Annotated in this window: 17 protein-coding genes; 6 read left to right on the top strand and 11 right to left on the bottom strand. The window is 58.2% G+C overall.

The window, feature by feature from the left end:
• Nucleotides 1–21: 21 nt before the first annotated feature.
• From ABD890_RS10115 to ABD890_RS10090, 6 genes are all read right to left on the bottom strand, one after another.
• Nucleotides 22–675 (bottom strand): DUF6580 family putative transport protein, encoded by a 654-nt coding sequence (locus ABD890_RS10115; RefSeq protein ID WP_345088416.1) that lies wholly within the window; start codon nucleotides 673–675, stop codon nucleotides 22–24.
• 365 nt (nucleotides 676–1,040) lie between these two features.
• Nucleotides 1,041–2,183: a poly-gamma-glutamate system protein gene (gene pgsW, locus ABD890_RS10110; protein WP_345088414.1), complete on the bottom strand. Its 1,143-nt coding sequence runs from the start codon at nucleotides 2,181–2,183 to the stop codon at nucleotides 1,041–1,043.
• A complete protein-coding gene (pgsC, locus tag ABD890_RS10105; protein ID WP_345088412.1) occupies nucleotides 2,180–2,668 on the bottom strand; it encodes a poly-gamma-glutamate biosynthesis protein PgsC in 489 nt (162 codons plus the stop codon). The genes pgsW and pgsC overlap by 4 nt, the downstream gene beginning before the upstream one ends.
• The gene (pgsB, locus tag ABD890_RS10100; protein ID WP_345088410.1) at nucleotides 2,665–3,858 is read right to left on the bottom strand and encodes a poly-gamma-glutamate synthase PgsB; all 1,194 of its coding nucleotides are present in this window, start codon (nucleotides 3,856–3,858) and stop codon (nucleotides 2,665–2,667) included. Before pgsB ends, pgsC begins: the two co-directional genes overlap by 4 nt.
• A gap of 401 nt (nucleotides 3,859–4,259) precedes the next feature.
• Entirely contained in the window at nucleotides 4,260–6,647 is a 2,388-nt protein-coding gene (locus ABD890_RS10095; RefSeq protein WP_345088408.1) for a VIT domain-containing protein, read from the bottom strand.
• Nucleotides 6,648–6,843: 196 nt separating this feature from the next.
• Nucleotides 6,844–7,698, bottom strand: a complete 855-nt coding sequence (locus ABD890_RS10090) for a DUF8091 domain-containing protein (RefSeq protein ID WP_345088406.1) — start codon at nucleotides 7,696–7,698, stop codon at nucleotides 6,844–6,846.
• A gap of 593 nt (nucleotides 7,699–8,291) precedes the next feature.
• Between ABD890_RS10090 and ABD890_RS10085 the strand changes: the two genes are divergently transcribed.
• Both ABD890_RS10085 and ABD890_RS10080 read left to right on the top strand, forming a co-directional pair.
• The gene (locus tag ABD890_RS10085) at nucleotides 8,292–9,188 is read left to right on the top strand and encodes a hypothetical protein (protein ID WP_345088404.1); all 897 of its coding nucleotides are present in this window, start codon (nucleotides 8,292–8,294) and stop codon (nucleotides 9,186–9,188) included.
• The gene (locus ABD890_RS10080) at nucleotides 9,181–10,944 is read left to right on the top strand and encodes a putative bifunctional diguanylate cyclase/phosphodiesterase (protein WP_345088402.1); all 1,764 of its coding nucleotides are present in this window, start codon (nucleotides 9,181–9,183) and stop codon (nucleotides 10,942–10,944) included. Before ABD890_RS10085 ends, ABD890_RS10080 begins: the two co-directional genes overlap by 8 nt.
• A gap of 91 nt (nucleotides 10,945–11,035) precedes the next feature.
• Here ABD890_RS10080 and ABD890_RS10075 read toward each other — a convergent pair whose 3' ends face one another.
• From ABD890_RS10075 to ABD890_RS10065, 3 genes are all read right to left on the bottom strand, one after another.
• Nucleotides 11,036–12,502, bottom strand: a complete 1,467-nt coding sequence (locus ABD890_RS10075; RefSeq protein WP_345088400.1) for an outer membrane protein assembly factor BamB family protein — start codon at nucleotides 12,500–12,502, stop codon at nucleotides 11,036–11,038.
• Nucleotides 12,503–12,506: 4 nt separating this feature from the next.
• A complete protein-coding gene (locus ABD890_RS10070) occupies nucleotides 12,507–13,073 on the bottom strand; it encodes a methyltransferase domain-containing protein (RefSeq protein WP_345088398.1) in 567 nt (188 codons plus the stop codon).
• Between the two features lie 114 nt (nucleotides 13,074–13,187).
• The gene (locus ABD890_RS10065) at nucleotides 13,188–13,970 is read right to left on the bottom strand and encodes an alpha/beta hydrolase (RefSeq protein WP_345088396.1); all 783 of its coding nucleotides are present in this window, start codon (nucleotides 13,968–13,970) and stop codon (nucleotides 13,188–13,190) included.
• A 436-nt stretch (nucleotides 13,971–14,406) separates the two neighbouring features.
• Here ABD890_RS10065 and ABD890_RS10060 point away from each other — a divergent pair, with 436 nt between their 5' ends.
• From ABD890_RS10060 to ABD890_RS10050, 3 genes are all read left to right on the top strand, one after another.
• A complete protein-coding gene (locus ABD890_RS10060; RefSeq protein WP_345088394.1) occupies nucleotides 14,407–15,426 on the top strand; it encodes a DUF1559 family PulG-like putative transporter in 1,020 nt (339 codons plus the stop codon).
• A 117-nt stretch (nucleotides 15,427–15,543) separates the two neighbouring features.
• Entirely contained in the window at nucleotides 15,544–15,996 is a 453-nt protein-coding gene (locus ABD890_RS10055) for a peptidase associated/transthyretin-like domain-containing protein (protein WP_345088392.1), read from the top strand.
• 138 nt (nucleotides 15,997–16,134) lie between these two features.
• Nucleotides 16,135–16,623 (top strand): magnesium-dependent phosphatase-1, encoded by a 489-nt coding sequence (locus tag ABD890_RS10050; protein ID WP_345088390.1) that lies wholly within the window; start codon nucleotides 16,135–16,137, stop codon nucleotides 16,621–16,623.
• Here ABD890_RS10050 and ABD890_RS10045 read toward each other — a convergent pair.
• Both ABD890_RS10045 and ABD890_RS10040 read right to left on the bottom strand, forming a co-directional pair.
• A complete protein-coding gene (locus ABD890_RS10045) occupies nucleotides 16,620–17,024 on the bottom strand; it encodes a hypothetical protein (RefSeq protein ID WP_345088388.1) in 405 nt (134 codons plus the stop codon). The two genes, ABD890_RS10050 and ABD890_RS10045, sit on opposite strands and share 4 nt — an antisense overlap.
• 101 nt (nucleotides 17,025–17,125) lie before the next feature.
• Nucleotides 17,126–18,487, bottom strand: coding sequence for a PhoPQ-activated pathogenicity-related family protein (locus ABD890_RS10040; protein WP_345088386.1), 1,362 nt, complete (start codon nucleotides 18,485–18,487; stop codon nucleotides 17,126–17,128).
• Nucleotides 18,488–18,763: 276 nt separating this feature from the next.
• Between ABD890_RS10040 and ABD890_RS10035 the strand changes: the two genes are divergently transcribed.
• Complete coding sequence (locus ABD890_RS10035) at nucleotides 18,764–19,300, top strand: hypothetical protein (protein ID WP_345088384.1); 537 nt, start codon at nucleotides 18,764–18,766, stop codon at nucleotides 19,298–19,300.
• Nucleotides 19,301–19,326: the final 26 nt, after the last annotated feature.

Below are 19,326 nucleotides of genomic sequence, written 5' to 3'. Positions count from 1 at the left end.
CCGCTGGGCGTCGATGCCTGGTTATCGTCCGAACGATGGGCGTTGGTTGCCGGCGACTTCGCCGCTTTGCCCTGGCTGCAGCAAGCTGAGCACCACCGGGTTGAACAGCAGAACCGTTCCGACCACGGTGCCAATCATCATATTACGGAAGAACGGGATGGCTGCGACGTAGCAGCTAGCCAGTCCCGAAAGATCTTTGGTGTATTCCGGCAGCGTGATCCACGAGGCGAAGTTGGTCACCACGAAGAAGACCAGGGCGGCCAGCAGACCGGTGCCGATCGGACGGATCCAGCTCCGATCGTTTCGCAGCGTCAGGCCCAAGCCAATCGTCGCCAGCATGCACAGATAGTTGAACGGCGTGCCGACGTAGAACGCCCAGTTGAAGTGACCGCTCACCGCCCAAATCCCCAGATCGCTCGCGACCAGGGCTGCCAGCAGCAAACCACCAGCAACCCAAGGATTGCGGAAGGTCGCTCCGGCGAACAAGCCAACCGCCAGAATCGGAGTCAACGACCAGGGAAAGTTCATCGTGAACCATTCGGCCTGGGTGCCCATCGCGGTCAGAACATAAGGCAGCACACGAATCGCGACACAGTATGCCAGGCACAAACCGACCACCAACCAGATGCGGAGCGAAGTTGGTCGTTGAGCGGAAGTTGAGGTCGAATCGGGCATGCCACGTCTCGTTAGTCGTTACTTTTAAAGGGTTTCTATCCCCCAAGTATCGTAAGAATGGCCCTTCAACGTCAACCATTCTCCCCGTGAAGCTAGCAAACGCCCGCGTCCTAAGTCGATTTACCCCGCCGGAAGAGGCTTCTGCCGAGGGGATCGTCGTTATCGATCTCGGTTTGAGATCTCCTAAGCCAAGCGATGACAACAGGTTGCCGTCGTTTGCTAAGCGGTTTGATAGAAGCCCAATCGTTTTTTCATTTCGACGATCCGATTTGCCGCCTCCATAAGAAACCACTCCGCCGTCCCTCTCCCGCAAGAGGGGAGAGGGCATTGGTTGGCGTTTACCAAGCACGTAAACCCCCAGCCGGCTAGACCATCGGTTCGGGTGGACCGCTTGTCTTTTTCGGCGAGGCGACACGCAGCAGACGGAAGCCGATGTCGGACCGGATGAAGCCATACAGGCCACCCACGATCAGCACCAGCAGCACGGCTGCCAAGGCTTTGTTGTAGTCGTTGACGACGAACACCGGGCCGACGCCAACCTCAGGGAAGCTGGTCGGTGGAACCGGCAGGCCATTCTCTTCGGCGATCAGGGCGGCGTTGACGATGTGAATCACCGGCACCCCTTCCTGAATGAAGCGTGGCGCGACGCCGTCGATCTGGTCGATGTTTGGCGGAGGGACCAGGTTCACGCCGGTCTTGAACGACTGCTTGCCGAGGGCACGTCCGGTCGAGACCACGCCGCCGCCGATGTTGATGTAGGCGCGGATTGGTTTCTGGCCGGCGTACTGGCGATACAGCTTCATCCGCTGATCGGTGCTTTCCTTCACGCGGGCTTCGATCAACGGCAGCTTGTTCCGCTCGATCGCTTTGCGAACGATCTCGATGCCATTCTCCGGCAAGCCGAGACCGCGATCGTTGTCGCCACCCATCGAGGCCGCCACGCTGCGGGTCGACAAGATCTGTTCTTCGTTCAAGATTCGTTCCATGTCCAGCCACATCAGTTCCGGGATGTTGGCACCCCACTGCGAACTGCTGGCCGAAGCAATCACGATCGGTTTGGCACCCACCGTTTCCAAAGCGGTCAGCATGCACAAGTTCAACGCCGGAAACGATCCGCTGATGCCGACCGCGACGACGTCTCCTTCTTGCACGCCCACTTCCTTCAGCATGTCGACAAAGATCGCCGCGAAGTTGGGGTTGGCCGAAGCCAGCTTCGAAGGCAAATCGCCCACCATGCTGGTCACCGGCGAGTTGGTCAGCCCGATCATGCCGCTGCGACCTGGGTCGAGCGACGGATCGACTTCGTAGCCCAGCTCGGCGCGTGCCAGGTAAAGCGTTTCCATCCCTTTCGAGGCGGCTTCGGTGGCGATCAGCTTTTCTTCGTAATAGCGTGTCTTGCGATCGACACGCACGTTCTCGACGATGGCCAGGCCGGCCACCGCGACCGAGGCAATCAGCATCAGCGCGGTTCGCGAGACGGTTTTAGGTCGCCAATAAATCTTCTTCACAGGTGGAGTTCCGTACCGAAGGCCAGAATGAGGATCAAACGAATGGCGGTCGAGGCGATAAACAACGCGCTAAGGGTTTCGACCACACCCTGACGATCGAGCCAAATGGCGATCAGACCCGGAATGATGTACCCGATGACCTGGGCATGCTCGGCCGATTCGGCGGGGCTGATCTGCAATGCGTGCAGCGGAGCCAGGGCCCACACCGGCAAGGCATCGAACAGCGAGCGAACCAGGAAGCCGACCAGGATCATCAGCACCGTGCGGCGTTTGCCGTACACGATGACAATGTTCGACAGCAGGTGAATCAGGAAGAAGGTCAGCAGCGAAGCCACGACCGTCATGCAGACATTCACCGGCTGATCCAGGAACAACGCAAAGTAGCCTGGGACGACCATGCCCCCGGCGGCCAATCCGAACACTTCGGAAAACACGAGGCTGACGGCCAGGCCAACCCCGATTGCGACTGTGATAATCCCCGTCATTTAAAGGTCTTCTGTGTGCTGCGGTTGGCGAAGTAGCGAACGACGTCGAGACCGACGCCACCAATATTCGCGATTCCCATGATCAGCGAGGTTTTGCCTGAGTATTCCAAAATCGTCTCGAAGATGTCCGGAGCGGCCATGTCTTCGGCGAACACAAGTTTCAATGGATCGATCCCGGCTTCTGTCGCCGTTTTGGCGAAGATGTACGTTCCGGTTCCAATCAACACGTAGTAATCGGCTGGCGGCCATTTGGTGACCGAGGCGCCCAACTGCTGCGAGCGGTCGGGGCGATCTTGGCGGCAGTTCACCACCAGCACTCGGCGTTCGACTTCCGGATAGCGCTGGAGGGCCATCTTCCAGATCCGTTCGGTCGACTCGGGATCGTTCGCCGCAAAACCGTTGACGAAGTTGATCTGCCGTCCGAAGAAGTCCATCTCGTGAGCGGTCATCGCGCCTGGGTCGGGCTTGGCGGCCCACATCCCTCGCAAAGCGACGGCCCGGTCGACACCCAGATCGGCACACACCTTGAGCGCCAAAGCGACGTTCTCGGCATGTTCGACATACATGAAGCCGGCCAGGTCGAGCGGCGTGATCGCGTCGACATCTTCTTCCGTCACGGCGACCAACTGGGTCGAGCGGTCTTTCGAGGCATGGGCGAACACGTCCAGGTGGTCGCGCTCGGCGGTGAACAGCTTGGTCTTCACCGGAACCATGCCGGCCAAGGCCCACGCCACGTCCTTTTCGGTCGGACCCATCACATCCAAGTGGTCTTCGCGGGCATTGGTGATCACACCATGCGTCGCCCGAACCAGCTTCGATTCGCATAGCCACTGCAGGTTCGGCCGCAGCGCCATGCACTCGATCACCAGGGCTTCCGCTTCGAACTCGACCGCCATGTCGACGATACGAACCTGTTCGATGACGTTAGCCTTGGAAGGACGAAAGACCGGGTACTCGGTGCCGTTGGGGACGATCATCCGCGGCAAGGTGCCGGTCGTCTTACAACAGGTACGCATGCCCGATGCGCGCAGGCCGGCGGCTATCAGCCGGGCGACGCTCGATTTACCACGCGTTCCGTTGACATGGACGCGAATCGGAATCTTGGCGAGCCGTTGCCGATGTCGGTACAGCTCCCAAACCCCGTAACCGATCAACAGACCGGTAGTGATCAGCAAAACAATAGTTGCCATGGGGCCTAGGCGATGGGGTGCCTAAGGGACCTCGGAGAATGTCGGATCGCGGCAAGGGTCATCCCGAGGACCGACCTACCACTTAGCACTGGTGCGTGCTGGAAATCACCGCGAGAACGATCGACACGTTCCGCCTGAAACGCGATTGAACCAGACCGATTTGGGGGAGGTGAGAAGGCCTCTTAGAAACACGGTCCGGTGTCGATTTCGGAAGTATGTATCGTTTTTTCCCAGCGTCAACTGGAGGGAAAGCCGGGAAAACGAAAATTTCCAACAACGCGATTTACCGCAGTTTGGTTCGGAACGAAAAAAGGCCGGCAACAATTGCTTGCTGCCGGCCCAGGATGGCTGCCTCTGCCATGGTGAACGATCGCTGGCCGACGCTATCGTCGGCTGCCAGCTTACTTGATCAGGTAGACCTTCCCACGAAGCTTGACCAGCAGCTGCTCGCCAGGTCGCTGCTGCGAGAGCACCAGGTTCTCGTCCTTGGTGTTCTTGGCGACCAGCTCGAAGTAGGTCGGGCTGAACTGTTCGATCTCGACGACGGCGTCTTTCTTCTTTTCGACCGCCGTGGCCGCTTCTTCCTCGACCCAGGTCTTGTTGCGGTAGTACAGCGTACGGTTGCCGACGTTGCGGACCGACTCGACCACCTTCAGTTCGTCGGTCTCGGTGTCTTGCATCACCGGACCGGTCACGGCTGAACGCACGTTGCCTCTGGCGGCCCCGTTGCCTGGTCCGCCGAAGCCTCCGCCACCGAAGCCGCCCATATTTTGACCGGCACTGTCGGCTGGGGCGTTCTTCGAGAAGCCAGGTGCCGGAGCGGTCGCCGCCGGGGCGTTCTGGGCGTTCTGGTAACGCGACTTGAAGTCACGCTGCGAGAAGGCGGATCGCCCGGTCGTTTCGCCCAGCTTCTCGGCCTCGGCACGCGAACGTTCGAGACCCATTCCAGCACCGCGCCGCGACAAGGCCAGCTCTTCGACCGACTGGTTTTCGTCCGCCAGGAAGCTGGTGTAAGGGGTCAGAATGCCATGCTCGGTCGACAAGGTTACCAGTTCGGTCATCAGCTCGTCGTTCTGTCCGTGCAGGTCCATCTGATCAATGATCTCGCCAATCCGGCGAACGGCCCACAGCTTCTCGACGAAGGCATGCGACTGGTCGTGGCTCTCTTCGACAAAGTTGGCTGGGAAGTCGAACTTCTCGGTCTTGCCATTCACTTTGCCACTGATGGTGATCTTCGCCTTGCCGGCCTTCTTGTAGCGGCCCACCTGCACCAACTGTTCTCCCTCGAACAAGTCGATAATCTGTTTGGGAAGCAGGCGATTGACGAAGTGGCTGCCCCCATCTTCCAGGTCGAACTTGATCTTCACGTCGGTCATCACCGGGGCGTTGATCTTGCGGTACAGCCGGGCGACATGCTCTTCCAGATCTTCATCTGGTCGGACGTATTGGCTTTGCCCCTTGATCTCGCGCGAGAGGCGATCCATCAGGCGGCTGTTCACATCGTAGCCGACGCCGAAGTTGATCATCCGGGCATCGTGCTGGTTATGCTTCCGGGCGTTCTCGACGATCTTCATCTCGTTCGTTTCGCCATGCGTCGGACGACCATCGGAAAGGAACAAGATATAGCAGGGACGATCGTCGTCTTGCACCATTTTCATCGCCGAGCTCAACGCGCCGTCGATGTTGGTGCTGCCGCCGGCGTACAAACCATCGACAAAGCCGATCGCTTCTTCGATGCTGCTGGCGTTCGCCTTTTGCAGTTCAGGACGGAAGCTTTCGACATCGCTGTCGTAGGCAACGATGTTGAATAGATCGTGTTCGTTCAAATGGTTCAGCACGTACTTGGCGGCTTCGCGGGCCTGGTCCATCTTGTCGCCACTCATGCTGCCGGAGCGATCGACCACGAACAGCACCGTCTTCTTTGGCGGCTCTTCTTCCTCGTTACGGGGCGGCGGCGAAGCGAGCATCAGGAAGAAACCTTCCTCGTCGTCGTCCGGGCGATAGCTGATCACGCTGGCCGAAAGCTTCTGGTCGTTGCTTTCAAAGAAGAGACGGAAGTCGCTGGTCGGGATGAAGTCTTCTTGCTCGAACGTGACGACTGCCCGCTGCTTGCCATTGCGTTGGATGTCGACTTCATGCGTCGGGCTGTAGATACTTTTCAGCCGGCTCGCGCTTTCCAACGCGAGGCGAACCTTAACCTTCTCGATCGGGCGATCGGTATACTTGGCGGTCGATAGGGGAAACAGAAAATCGGTCAGCCGGCCATCCTTCTTCAGCAACTGCGAATAGGTGATGTTGACCTCGCGACTGGCCCCGGCCGGAACTGGAAAGACGCTCGTTTGAAACATGCCGGTGCCGGTCCATTCCAGCAGCGCCGGATCTTTGTTGGAACGCACGATCGACTCGTAGACTTCGCGGGCCTTATCTTTCGGCAGCAGCTTGGCAGGGAATTCTTTGCCATCGACCATCAGCGTCAGGCTGTCGATCGCTCCGTCGTAAGGCAACGGAAACAGGAACGAAACTTCCATCTGTCGGCTGCCGGTATTGGTGAACTGCTGAGCGACTTGCACCTGGGCGACCTGATCGGTGACCTTGGCGTTCACTTCCAGCTTGCTGATCTTGTACGACTGCGGAGGAGGCGTCGGCATCGGTCGCGGAATGGGACGTGGCAGCGGAATCGGATGCGGGTGATGAATCACAATCACCCCTTGAGCCGATAAGGTGCCAGCCAACAGCAATACGCCGAGCGACGACAACAACGACCGGACGATCAAAGCAATGCGGGACATGGGGGCAAACTCCCAAAGCGGAGAGAAGGTTCGCGTTCGGTTCTTGGTCTGTCAGTAAAGACGAACCGGCTCGCGATTGGGTTTCCGCCGCGGCAGAAAAATCTTACGCTCGCTCATGTTCAGCCGCAAAATGGCCTGGTACGGCGAACATCGGAGCAGGGCGATCCGACGCAGGAAGTTGGCCTGACCGAGCGACTTACGCCGCTTCGATCTTCGCGACGATCTTGGCCGGAGCGGACTTGGCGGTCACCGAACGGGTCGCCCGCTTCTTCCGAGCGGCTGGCTTCGCGGCCGAGTCCTCGGCAACCGATGCCTTCGTGATGACAGCCTTCGAGACGATCGTTTTGGCAACAGTCGTCTTCGAGACGGCGGGCTTCGAGACGGCGGCTCGCTGCTTGGCGTACAGAATCGAGTTGCCTTCTTTCCCCACCACACCCAGGGCGCCTGTCTTGCGAAGGGTGTAGACCATCTTCTGGGCGATCCAGCGAGGTCGAGCCAACTGCTGGGCCAGGTCGCCGGTGTGGAACTGCCGCGGCAAGCCGGCGGGCAGCAGCTTCAGCAGATCGGCCGCCTTGCGAAAGCGATGCGACGAGACGATCTCGGTCAGCAGTTGATCTTCGACGACGAAATCGTTCTCGCGACGGCGTCGGCGTTTGCCATGCCCTGGGTAGCGAATCTCTTCGATCTCGATCAGCGGGATCTCGAGCGTCAGGTTCGGATGCGGAAACGCGTTGGTGAAGTGAACCAGTTCCTCGAAGACGTGATACAGGTCGCAGCGCTTCGGGCTGTAGCGAGCCGAAACGATCTCGCCCCCTTTCTTGTCACGCCGCACGACCTTCTTCCGAGCGACGATCGGTTTGATGACCCGGACCCGGTGCTCGTCGCACAGCTCGCGGATCTTGTCGCGAATGGCAGCCAGGCCAGACCACTGCACTTCGATCAACTGACCCCGAGCGACGGCGTCGATGATGTACCGACCCAGACGGACCTCGGTCTCGGCCTTCTTGCCGGCGTAGTGTTCTTTCAAGGCTTTGTGCAGGGAGGTTTCCATCCGGCAAGCTGCAGGGGCTGGAGAAACGGCGAATGCGAAACAACGCTTGTAGGCAATTTCGGCATCCACCGATAGCCATATCCAGCCGAATCGAACCCAACGCCACCCCGCGACTCTTCGTTCCGGCGACTTGCTGCCTCCCAGGCTCTTTCGTCGGCTCTCCCCCAAAGGGGCCCCCTTGGGGCTTTTTGTTCTTCTTGAGTTTTGGTTCTTCTTGTTCTTCTTTTTCTTCTTCTATATGGCTCAACGCGTGCCAACCCTGTGGCTCAAGTGGTGGCTCACTCCATGGCTCAATGTCTGGCTCAAGTTGTGGCTCAAGCTGCGGCTCAATTCATAACGAATGCGAACCTCGTTTGCGCGGGAAGCGCAGAGGATCGTTCCCCACCCGGGAACTGGAATTTGGGAGCTAGCTAATGCTCGTTGAGGCTTTCCTGGATACGCTGATCCCCCCATCTTTTGGTCTCGGGTACCCGCAAAGTGACCCTGGATTGCTAGGAATTCGGCCGCGCGAAAGTCGTTGATATCCCAGAGTTGAAGCGATCGTACCACCCAAAATATCCAGTGGGCGTCTAGCAGTCTTGGGCAATGCTCTGATGGTATTGAAACAGCATCTGGCCGCGCTGGCGGTCTTCATTTCGGCCATTCTCGTCAACGTGGCAGACGCTCAGCAAGCTGGGCCAGGGCCTTCGTTTCCGGGGATTCCTTTGCTGGAAGAAGACAATCGGCCCGACGTAGATGACGCTCGACCCTTCGCCACCGACGACGACAATTTCGCCGCCGACGACCAGGACGACCGCGACGACGACATGATCCCGCAGATCGTTCAGGAAGTCTTCTTGGGGACGAGTATCTATCCGCAAGAGAAGGGCGAACTGCAGTTCGACACCGGTTACTTCCAAGGGAACGAGTGGCTGAACGACGCCCAGGTTCCTTTCGAGATCGAATATGGCATCACCGATCGCTTCCAGGTCTCGTTCGAGTGCCCGCTCGACGTGGCATCGCCGGAAGAGGAATTCGAGCGCGGCGTGAACGCGATCGAGATGGGTGTCTATTACAACTTTTACAACAACCCGCACATCCGCCGTGCGTTTGGTGTCGGCTACGACATCGAAGTGGCCACCGAGCTGGATGACGAAGGCAACCGCTTGTGGGTGCATTCGCCCTACGTGGTTGGTTATCAAGAGTTCGGCCCGGTCGCGCTGAATGTGACGGGTCGACTGGAAGTGGGTACCGCGCAGGAAGAAACCGAAGTGGCCGGCAACGTCGCTTTCTCGGCCTTCACCGAGATGGGGAACTGGGTGCCGATGCTGGAACTGGGACTGCAGTGGGAAGAAGAAAAGAAACCGATCGTGCTGGCTCCAGGTTTGTTCTGGAAGCCAAGCCGCGGCATGCAACTTGGAGCTTCGCTACCGATTGGCTTGAACGACGACGCCCCACAACTCGGAGTCTTCGCGCTGATGGTGCTGGAGTTTGGGGGCGATAATGACTAACGACCCAATGCCTACGGAAAACCTGATCCACCAGGCGATCCAAGACAAGGCAGCTGGCGAACGATTCCGACGCAAGATGTGGACCGACCTGGTCGTGCTGACACTTGTCGGCGTGGCCGTGCTAGGGCTGTGCATTTGGTTCGACGTCTTCGAACTGGTTGCCGAAATGAGCAAGGCTCACGACAACTGGGAAGTTGACGAGATGGTCATCGCGATGAATGTCTTCGCGGTGGTTGGCTTCATCTTCTTTATTCGGCGTTACCGCGAATCGCTGCAACTGCTGAAAGAACGCAACCAGATGTTGGCCGAATTGATCTTTGCGCAGCAAACGATCGAGCTCGATAAGATCAACCTCCGCAACGCGGCCCTCAGCGACTTTCTGACCGGCTTGCCCAACCGGGCCTGGCTGTTGGAATACCTCGAGCGTTACTCGCTAAGCGGCCACTCGACCATTCTGGTGTTCTTCGATATCGACGGCTTTAAACAGGCCAACGACCTGCACGGGCATCATGTCGGTGACGAGCTGCTGCGCGAGATCGGCCGACGTTCGTTGGAAGTGTTCGGCTTGCCAGGCGGTTTGCCCGCGCTGGAATCGTCGCGCGCGGTCGCTCGGCTCGGCGGCGACGAGTTCGTCGCCGTGGTCCGCGACATCGACGACATCGAAAAGATCCGTTCCCTGGTCAGCCAGTTGGAAACGGCCCTCAGCCTGCCGTATTACCTGCAAGGTGCCAACATTTCGGCAACCGCCAGCATTGGCGTGGTGCTGCAAGGCGATCTATCGGAAGGAACCGAGAAGCTGCTCGCCGACGCTGACGCCGCCATGTACCAGGCCAAGTCGGAAGGACGCGGCCGCACGAAATACTTCGAGCCAACCATGCGCGAACGCCTGACGCGACGAGCTCGCTTGAGTGCAGACCTCCGCGACGCGATCCGCTTCAACCAGTTGCACGTCTTCTATCACCCGATCTTGTCGCTCAACACGGGGCGACTGGAAGGTGCCGAAGCGCTGCTGCGCTGGACCCATCCGATCATGGGCCCGATCAGCCCGGCCGAGTTTGTGCCGATCGCGGAAGACACCGAACTGATCTTCGACCTGGGGACGTGGGTGCTGCAGGAATCGTTGCACCAGATGGCTTTGTGGGTCAAAGACCATCCGCACACCGCACCGGAACTGATCAGCGTGAACGTGTCGCGGAAGCAGTTCTCCGATCCGCACATGATCGAGAAGTTCCGCACGATCATCGAATCGTCCGACGTTCCGACCGAACGAATCCAACTGGAAATCACCGAAGATCTGGGCGACAAGGATATGGAGCTGGTCATCGATCGGATGCACCAGTTGAAGCAGATGGGGGTGAAGATCGCCATCGACGACTTCGGCACCGGCACGTCGACCTTTGCCGCAATCGAAAGCTTTCCGATCGATACGATCAAGCTCGACATGTCGCTGGTCTCGCGCATCGTGAACTCGTTCGACCGTGCCGCCATCGTCCACTCGCTGGCGATCCTGGTCCGCAACTTGAACGTGAAGATGGTGGCCGAAGGGGTCGAAGTGCCGCAGCAGATTTCCGTGCTGCAAGAGCTCGGCTGCCACTCGGCCCAAGGCTTCTACTTCTCGAAACCACTCTCGGCCGAAGACTTCGAAGCCCAATTCGAGCTGTTCGCCGGCAACTCCTTCACCGTCGAAGGCTACCTCAGCTTCCCCAGCCCCTGGAAAGAACGCCTGACCGCCTTCAAAGAATTGAACGGGGTCTAAACAAAAAAAGCCCGCGGACCCAACGTCCCGGGCATCTTGGCAGATCTCCCTCATGCCACGAGGTGGCATGAGGGTCGATTGTGAACTGTGATTAATGTTCCGGCTTGGCCGCCACTTTCACAGGCGGTTTGCGGATGCACCAGAGCGAAGTCTCGGTGCGAATCACCAGTTGGTTATCAACGGCCAACGGCGAGGCCTGAACGCGTTCGTGGAAGTCGCTCGTGCGACGTTCGGTGACCATGTTCGTCGCGATCACTTCGGGTTCTGGACCTGGCTTCACGAAGAAGACTTCGCCCAGGTGATTGCAGAACACCAGGTTGCCTTCCACCAGGATCGGCGACGCGGTGAACGTTCCGCCCAGGCGGTGCTTCCAGGTCACTTCGCCGTCGTGAATGCTTCGCGAGGCAATCACACCCAGGTCGGTCACCGTGTAGATTTGATCTCCCACGACAATCGGCGACGAAAGTCGAGGAGCCATGTTTCGGGTTTCCCAAACGAGGGTCGGCTGATCTTTGCGGAGGTCGATACAGATCATCGTCGTATCGCCCCATCCGCTCGAGAAGTAACAGAAGTCGCCGTCGTAGGTGGGCGAAGGGACGATCGAATAGCCAACGCAAGGGAAGGGGACCTTCCACAGTTCTCGGCCGTCGTTCGGATCGTAGGCGTAGATGCAGTTCGGGCCAACACTCAGAACGGTTGGCTTGCCTTGCCAGGTGATTTCCATCGGCGTGCTGTACGCCTTGTTGAATTGCTTTTCAGGATTCAGCTCGACCGTGCGTGGCGTCTTCCAGGCAATCTCGCCGGTGCTCATGTCATAAGCGACGACCACTTGTTGATCGATGCCATCGTAATGCAGGATCGCGTGCTTGCCGACAATGATCGGCGAACTGCCAGCACCCACCACGTGGTCGACCGACATCTCTTCGTTGGTCCATGCGACTTCACCGGTGGCGATGTCATAGCAGGCCATCCCGTTCGAACCGTACGACGCGACGATCTTGCCATCCGCAATCGCAGGGCTGGGCGATGCATAGCTGTTGAGCGGTTGTTGAATCGAGTCTGGGTTTTCACGAGCCAACAGCAGTGCGTTGGTGGTGATCTCGCCTGTTTCCCGCGAGATTCCTAGGAGCCGCATTTCCAGTCGGCTGACGCGAGCCATCATCTGGCCTGTTTCTGGATCTTCGTACTGCTCGACCACTTCACGGCCATCCACCATCGGCCCATGGGCGGTGGTGACCCAGATGGTATCTTCGGTAGCGATCGGGGTCGAATAACCTTGGCCCGGCAGCGAGGTACGCCACTGGATGGTTTCGGGATTGCTCCAGTCGGTCGGGATATCGGTAGCAAACGCATAACCTTGACCGGTAGGGCCACGGAAGCTGTTCCAGCCGAGCTCTTGCATCTCGGACGCGGAAATGCCACTCAGGAAATCGGCTCGTTCCGGTTTGGTTTCGACCGGGGCCGAAGTTGTTTCGACAGGCTTCTCGCTCGAGCAGCCGCAAACCGACAAGACACCGAGAATTGCCGTGGTTGCCAGAATAGGTTGAATTCGCATCATGACCTTACTCGGGAAGTTGGAAGACAAAGATTCGCTGCTGGGTCCAGCTTTCACGCGAGAGACACTGGTAGCCGGCGTTCTCGAAGATCGCGACGAACTGGGCCTCGCTGTACTCGTTCACCTGGCCGCAGCCACGGCGAAACCACAAGCTCGGATAACCTTCTTTCGTGCAGTACGACACGACGATCCGAGGAACGTTTCGGGAGAGTTTGTTGGCGACGCGCGGCACGTCGTGGATGTATTCCAGCACACCAGCAATAACCACCACGTCGCAGCGAGGGAACTCCGGCAGGACCGGATCGTTCAAGTTGCAAACGAAGTAGTCGGGGCCGCGATCGATGAAATCGCTAGGGATGTAGGTGCAGCATGGCGATAGGTGCTGCTCCATCAGGCGGTCTGCCGCACCGAACTCGAGCACCGTCTTACCTTGGCCGACATGAGGTGCCATCTGAGCGGTTCGCGAAGCATAGCGCTGAGCGTCCCAGGCCTCCCAGCGACGACGGTCGCTCCCTCGACTCCATTTGCGAATCACCGTTTGAGCCACACGCACGAATTGAGGATATTGCCGCATGAAAAGACCACGAGAACCTATGAGGGGAAAGATATCATTCGGGCGAAAATCTAAAGAAAGCCTCGATTTTCAACAAGACTGATCTGCCACGCAGCCAAACTCGCAAGAACGACACTAAGTGCTTGATAGATAGTGGCTTGTACGAGTCACCAGCGATGGATGTCGGTAAATCGCAGCCATAGAAGTTCGACTTCCTCGCTTCACCCAGCTGCTAGCACTGGGGCGAACGCGGGATCGAAACGGGCAGTTGCTGGACAAGGTCGGGTGGGTCGTCAGAAGTTCCCGCGAACCAGGCGACGTGTATTCGCCCCGAGGCGTACGATGGAAGTCGTAGAACTCGCGCTCGATTGGGTGCGAGTCTTCGTTGATTTTATGGACCGATCCGCTGGTGTACTCGATCTTGCCGCCAGCGAACTCGACGTTGCGCTGGGCAGCCGCGATGGCTAGGATCTGCTTTCGCTGCTGGAGGGTCGTTGAATGGCGTAGCCCTTGGCGGTTGGTCGCGCCCATGTCGTACATTCTGATCGTGGCGATCGCCTGGGCAGCGACAAAAGGCTGGCTCCCAAGGTAATCGGCCGCCGCACTGAACGCTTCGGCATACAGGTCTGGCGAAACGGCGTTGCGGGGCTGGCCTTCGCTTTCGCCCCAGAACGTCAGATCGATCGACAGCGTGACGAAGCTTTGCTCGGCTAACCTGGTCGCGTGGAGGTTCGCGATTTGTTCTTTGACGGCACCCATTGGATGTCCGACCACAATCGCCGGATACGGTTGGCTGCGATCGAGGGCGTTTTTCACCATCAGGTTGCCGACGACCTGCATCTGGTATTGGTTTGCGAACGAGACCTTCTGCGTGGTGACCTGATCGCTTCGATAGAAGTTGTTGGCATCGGTAGGCATCTCTTGCTCCGCGCCGGACCGTTATTGCGATCCTCGCCAATGCTTGCCTGATTCTCTTTGTCGGTCGCTGGGGCGAGTCGGTTTCGGCATCGCGGTGCTGGGGCAGGGTGGTCCCTGCCCGGCCTAGGTGACTAGTTGATATAGGGGGATATCGGTTCCCGCGTAGTGGTCGTGTCTTGTGGGTGTCACTGAGAATTTTTACGAAAATGACGGTCATTTTTACATGCCGCTAAGTTCGTAAAGAGAGGTATTTGTGGAATGCAGTACCCCGCAATGGGCAATTAATGGCGATTCATCCATGAATTTGCGCCATTGGTGGGGTGTCAAAAAACAAACAAATAGAGAAATATTACGTCCCTGATCGACGTAGGGGCGCAAATTCGTACCTCTTCCGGTCAGTTCATACTTCCTTTTCTTCTCGTGCTGGAGAGTTCTCATGCCTACTTTCGGATCGGGTCGTCGATTGCGTGGTTTTACGCTAGTCGAGCTTCTCGTCGTGATTGCCATCATTGGTGTTTTGATCGCGTTGTTGCTGCCGGCCGTTCAACAGGCTCGCGAAGCTGCCCGCCGTATGCAGTGCACCAACAATCTGAAGCAGATGGGTCTGGCGATCCACAACTTCCACGATACCTATGGCAAGATGGCTCCGATGAGCACGGAGGACTGGGGCGACGAGAACATTCATGGCAACTGGGGTTGGGGCGTCCTGCTGATGCCGTTCCTCGAATTGTCCAACACGGTCGAAGCGTTGGATCCGACCGCAGGGAACAACTGGAACAAGAATTGGGGCTACAAGACGAGCGGCAATCGACTGCACGACGCCGTGAACAACTCGACCCTGCTCGGTGTGCTGCAAACGCCGGTTTCCGCCTTCATGTGCCCATCGACCGCTGGCCCAGAACTGAACGACCTGAAGCCAATTCCTTACGACAGCGGCAACGGCACCAAGTACCTTGCCCGTGCGGACTATGTGGTGGTGAACGATGCCGACACGATCAATCGTGGCGACGTCGCCTCGAATACCTGGCCAGATGGTTCGTGGGTTTGGACTCGCTACACTCCGCCATTGACCTTCGCCAGCATCTCGGATGGTTTGTCCAACACGCTCTTCATGGGCGAACGTTGCTACCAACTGGGTGGCGAAAAGATCGGCAGCGGTGTTGTCTGGGGGCACGCTGGTAACGAAACCGGTGGTGGTTCGGCGGCAGCTCAGACCGGCTTCTTCTACGTCGCTGGTGCTGGCTACTATCCGATCAACTCGACCAACGGCGGCAGCAGCAACGGTCATCGCCAAGGGTTCGCCTCGAACCATCCTGGCGGTGCCAACTTCGTGCTGGGTGATGGCTCGGTGCGGTTCATTCCAGAAACGATCGATCACAACACCGACGACGCCCCCAACAGCACCTTCGAGTACCTGTTGCAGCGTGACGACGGTCAGGTTGTCGGCAGCTTCTAACTTGCGATCTATTCCTCCGCAACTTCACGCCGAGAAATGCTCTGCGTGAAGCGGTGGAGGTCGCCTCGCCCACGAGGCCCGTGGAAATCATCGATTCAGAAGGCATCGAACCCCATTATGCATATTCAACCCAAGAAACAGTTGCTGGCCGCCGCGGTCATGCTTTCGCTTTCGGCCGTGATCGGCTGCGGGGCCTCCAGTGAGCATGGTCACGTCACCGGCGTGGTCACGATCAACGGCAGCCCGGTCGAAGGTGCCGACATCACGTTTTCGCCGGCCGAAGGTGGACGCTCGGCACTGGCCACAACCCAAGCCGACGGCAGCTATGAACTGAACTACACGCCTGGCGTGAAGGGTGCCAAGGTGGGCGTCAACAAAGTGCGAATCACCACGTACATCGCACCTCGCGTCGACGACAATCGCCGCGTGACCGATCCTGGCAAGCCAGAACGCTTTCCGCCAGAATACGCCAGCGGCCGAGAAATTACGGTCGAAGTCAAACCCGGCGAGAACCCGCTCGACTTCGATGTCACCGCCGACAAAGACAAATACCCACCGCAAGATGGCTAGTCGTCGGCCTGGTTACCAAACCAGCACCGGGACCAGGGACGTTTCCACCGGAAGCGACCCTGGTCCCATTTTTTATGCGCCGATGGTAGAACAGCGTCTGCTTTGCCTGGAACTTTTTCCGAAGGACATGCGACGTTGTTGCCTCGATTGATTGTGTTCGATCTCGATTTCACGCTGTGGGACTGCGGCGGCACATGGTGCGATTGTCTCAGCCCGCCATTTCGTCAACAGCACGGCCAGATTGTTGATCGAACGGGCCGGCATGTTCGGCTGTACGACGACGTCGACGCGATCCTGGCTTACTGCGATCAACATGAAATCACGATGGGGCTGGCCTCGCGAACCGAGCAGCCGCGCTGGGCGAGCGAACTTCTCGACATGCTCGACATCACGCACCGCTTTCCCTTCGCCGAGATCTATCCGTCATCGAAGCTGCGTCACTTCGCCGCGTTGCAGAAGGCGACCGGCTGGGACTACGCGTCGATGCTCTTCTTCGACGACGAAATGCGAAACATTCGCGAGGTGGGCGAGCTAAGCGTGACCAGTATCTACGTTCGCGAGGGGCTGTCCAACGAGCTGTTTCACGACAGCTTGCAGCAGTTTGCTGATGCTAACCGCGACGCCTAGAAGTTCGCGTACCAGGCCTTCGTAAAGCCTTGGATGAAGCCATACACGAAGCCTCCCATGAAGATCAGCCAGTAGAGGCAGCCGATCATTCCCAGCAGCAGCACGAACAGATAGCCGCCGCGAAACTTCTCTCGCAGTTCCTGCCAACAGGCGATTGTCCCGGGCAGAATCAACGCTGCGAACGAAGCATGCAGTAGCGTTACATCGAACAGCAGCGACAACAGCGTGTAAAAGCCGAACAGCGTCGGGATCAGCTGCAATCGGCCGATGATCATGCCAGACAATCCGAGCAGCGTGATGGCAATCGCTGGCAGCTTTCGCGTTGGTGACGGTGCAATTCCTTCAACCAGTTGCGGCGAGGTGTCGGAGGTTGGCGAATGGAAAGGATTGATTTCATTCATCGGCGTGGCCCAAGGCTGCCTGGCAGGGAAGGGAAAACGAAAAGCCCCCGAAGGAATCGACCTTGGGGGGCTTCGTCTATTTTAGCAAACATCCGTCCCGATTACTCGGCCGGGCCTTGCACGCGGATCGTGGTGCTTAGGTGAAACGGAACCGTGTCGTGAGCGTAAATGACTTCCGCATACGACGCCGTGTAACCACTTTCCGGCTGCGGCAGATCGACGGTCGCCACGCCAGCGCTGTCTCGCGTGAGAGGCGTGCTGGTCCACTTCGCTTTGCGGAAGTCGCGGGTTGGCGACTGGGCTGTCCACAGATGGACGGCCGCGGCCTTCTCGCCAGGATTGACGGTAAGCTTCAGCGGAACATCGCCGCCGGGGGTGGTGTAATCCCAAGCCAGGTTCGGCAATGCCTTCTGGCCGTCGACATCGCGGCATAACGCACGCAGGCTGCCAAAGACGCGTCGCCAGTCGTTCGCCAGGTCGTGGTCGGCGTTGGGAACGTAGACGATGTACTTCTTGCCTTCCAGATCGTTCCAATACAAGTTCAGCGAATCGACCGTCCAATAGGCGTCGTTGGTCCCCAGGAAAATCAACTTCGGCTGCTGGATTTGATCGCGGTAGAAATAAGGATCGACAATTCGCCGCAGGTCCGCCCCTTCATCCGATAGCATCCGCTCTTGCAGGTTGCGTTCGGTGTAATCGTGAATGCGGTTTGAAAGTTCGCCGTACGATTTCTGCTGATGCTGAAGCTGCGCCTTCATGTTCAGCGTATCGATCACCATCGGGGCGAGCCCTTCCACGCGCGGATCAACCGCCGAAACGAGCCAGGTCGTCCAGCCGCGCTTCGAGGCCCCGGTGACGGTGAAGCCATCGATCTTCATGTCCAGGTCTTTGGCGGCGAACTCTTGCATTGCGTCCATGCCGCGGACGGCGCTTTTGACCATGGGCAGCAGCAGCGGCCAGTCGCTTTCGCCGGTCTTCAAGTATTGATCGAAGGTCAACGCAATGATCGCGTCCTCTTTTTTCCCATCGAAGATCGGTTGCTGTGGAACGTTCAGCAGAATCCCGATCGGGCGACCGACTTGCTGAGCATAGGTCGACAGCAGACGGGCTTCCTTCGGGATCGAGCTGCCGCCCTCGGCGATCGGTTGGTCGTATTCGTTTTTCCACGAACCGCCTGCGATCACCAGGACCGCGCTGGTTTCTTTCGGCACCCCTTCGGGCAAGATCACAAACAGGCGATGCTTCCAAACAATATCGTGCCAGGTTTGCGAAGTGAGCGTCAGTTCGGTAACGTCGCAGGTACCGATCTTCTCGTGATGACGGACCTTCCAGCCATAGCTGTCGTCCGCCTTGGCGACGTAGGTGGCCAGCGCGTCGGCAGGTTCGACAGCCGATGCCGGACGTGGGACAATAGCGACAGCCAGCAGCAAACAAAAGCTGGCAAGCAGGCGTTGAGTATTCAAGGGAGAAAGCTCCTGATGGGGAAGAGGGGGTTGGGCAGTCGCGCCGCGTAAGGGCAAAGGTAAGTTCTTTTCACTTACCACCGCCAAGGGCAATAAGTTTCAATTTAGATTCGCTCCTTAATGCAGCGACCACCCACGGGGCCCATTCTCTGGCATTGCCAGACCGGAATCAAGCAATTCGATTTCGCCCGATTTTCGCCAAGCAAATGACCCTGGAAACGAATAACCAGCACACCTGTCAACTTGGAAATTATTTGTGGAATGGATAGGCCGGAAATGGACATCGTCGCCGTAAGCTGCCAGCATTGCGGGGCGTCTTTAAAGGTCCCCATGGGAACGGTGCATTTGACCTGTGGTCAGTGCGGAACGCCTTTGCTGATCCAGTACCAGGGACAATCGATCTTCACGCAGCGTCAAGATGCCAGCGAAGACTCGGCCGCGAACGTGCAACAGCAACTTCACGATTTGCGCACCGAAGTCGAAATCGCGCGGCTGGATGCCGCTTGGCAGGCGAAACGTGAGTCTCTCAAAGTCAGTTATGGTCGATATGGACGCGGGGTTCCTCGTCAAGAGTTTGCTGTGATTCCTATGGTGATATTCGTGATCGTGGCGGGGCTGCTCTTCGCCAAGGGTAATATCACGTTTGCGGTGATCGTCGGCCTATTGGGGCTGTTGAGTATGTTTGTTACGACGATCGCAGCAAGCAACTATCAAAACGAACGCGCGAAGTATGAAGCAAAGCGTCAGGGCCTAGGTGGCAAAGACCCTTTGGCGAAGCACCGGAACGACCCTCGCAATGGTCACTATTTTTAGCAAGAGGTCGCCAACGGAGTGTTGGC

The sequence above is a fragment of the Bremerella cremea genome, assembly GCF_039541315.1.
Taxonomy (GTDB): domain Bacteria; phylum Planctomycetota; class Planctomycetia; order Pirellulales; family Pirellulaceae; genus Bremerella; species Bremerella cremea.
This window is presented reverse-complemented; position numbering and strand designations above follow the sequence as displayed.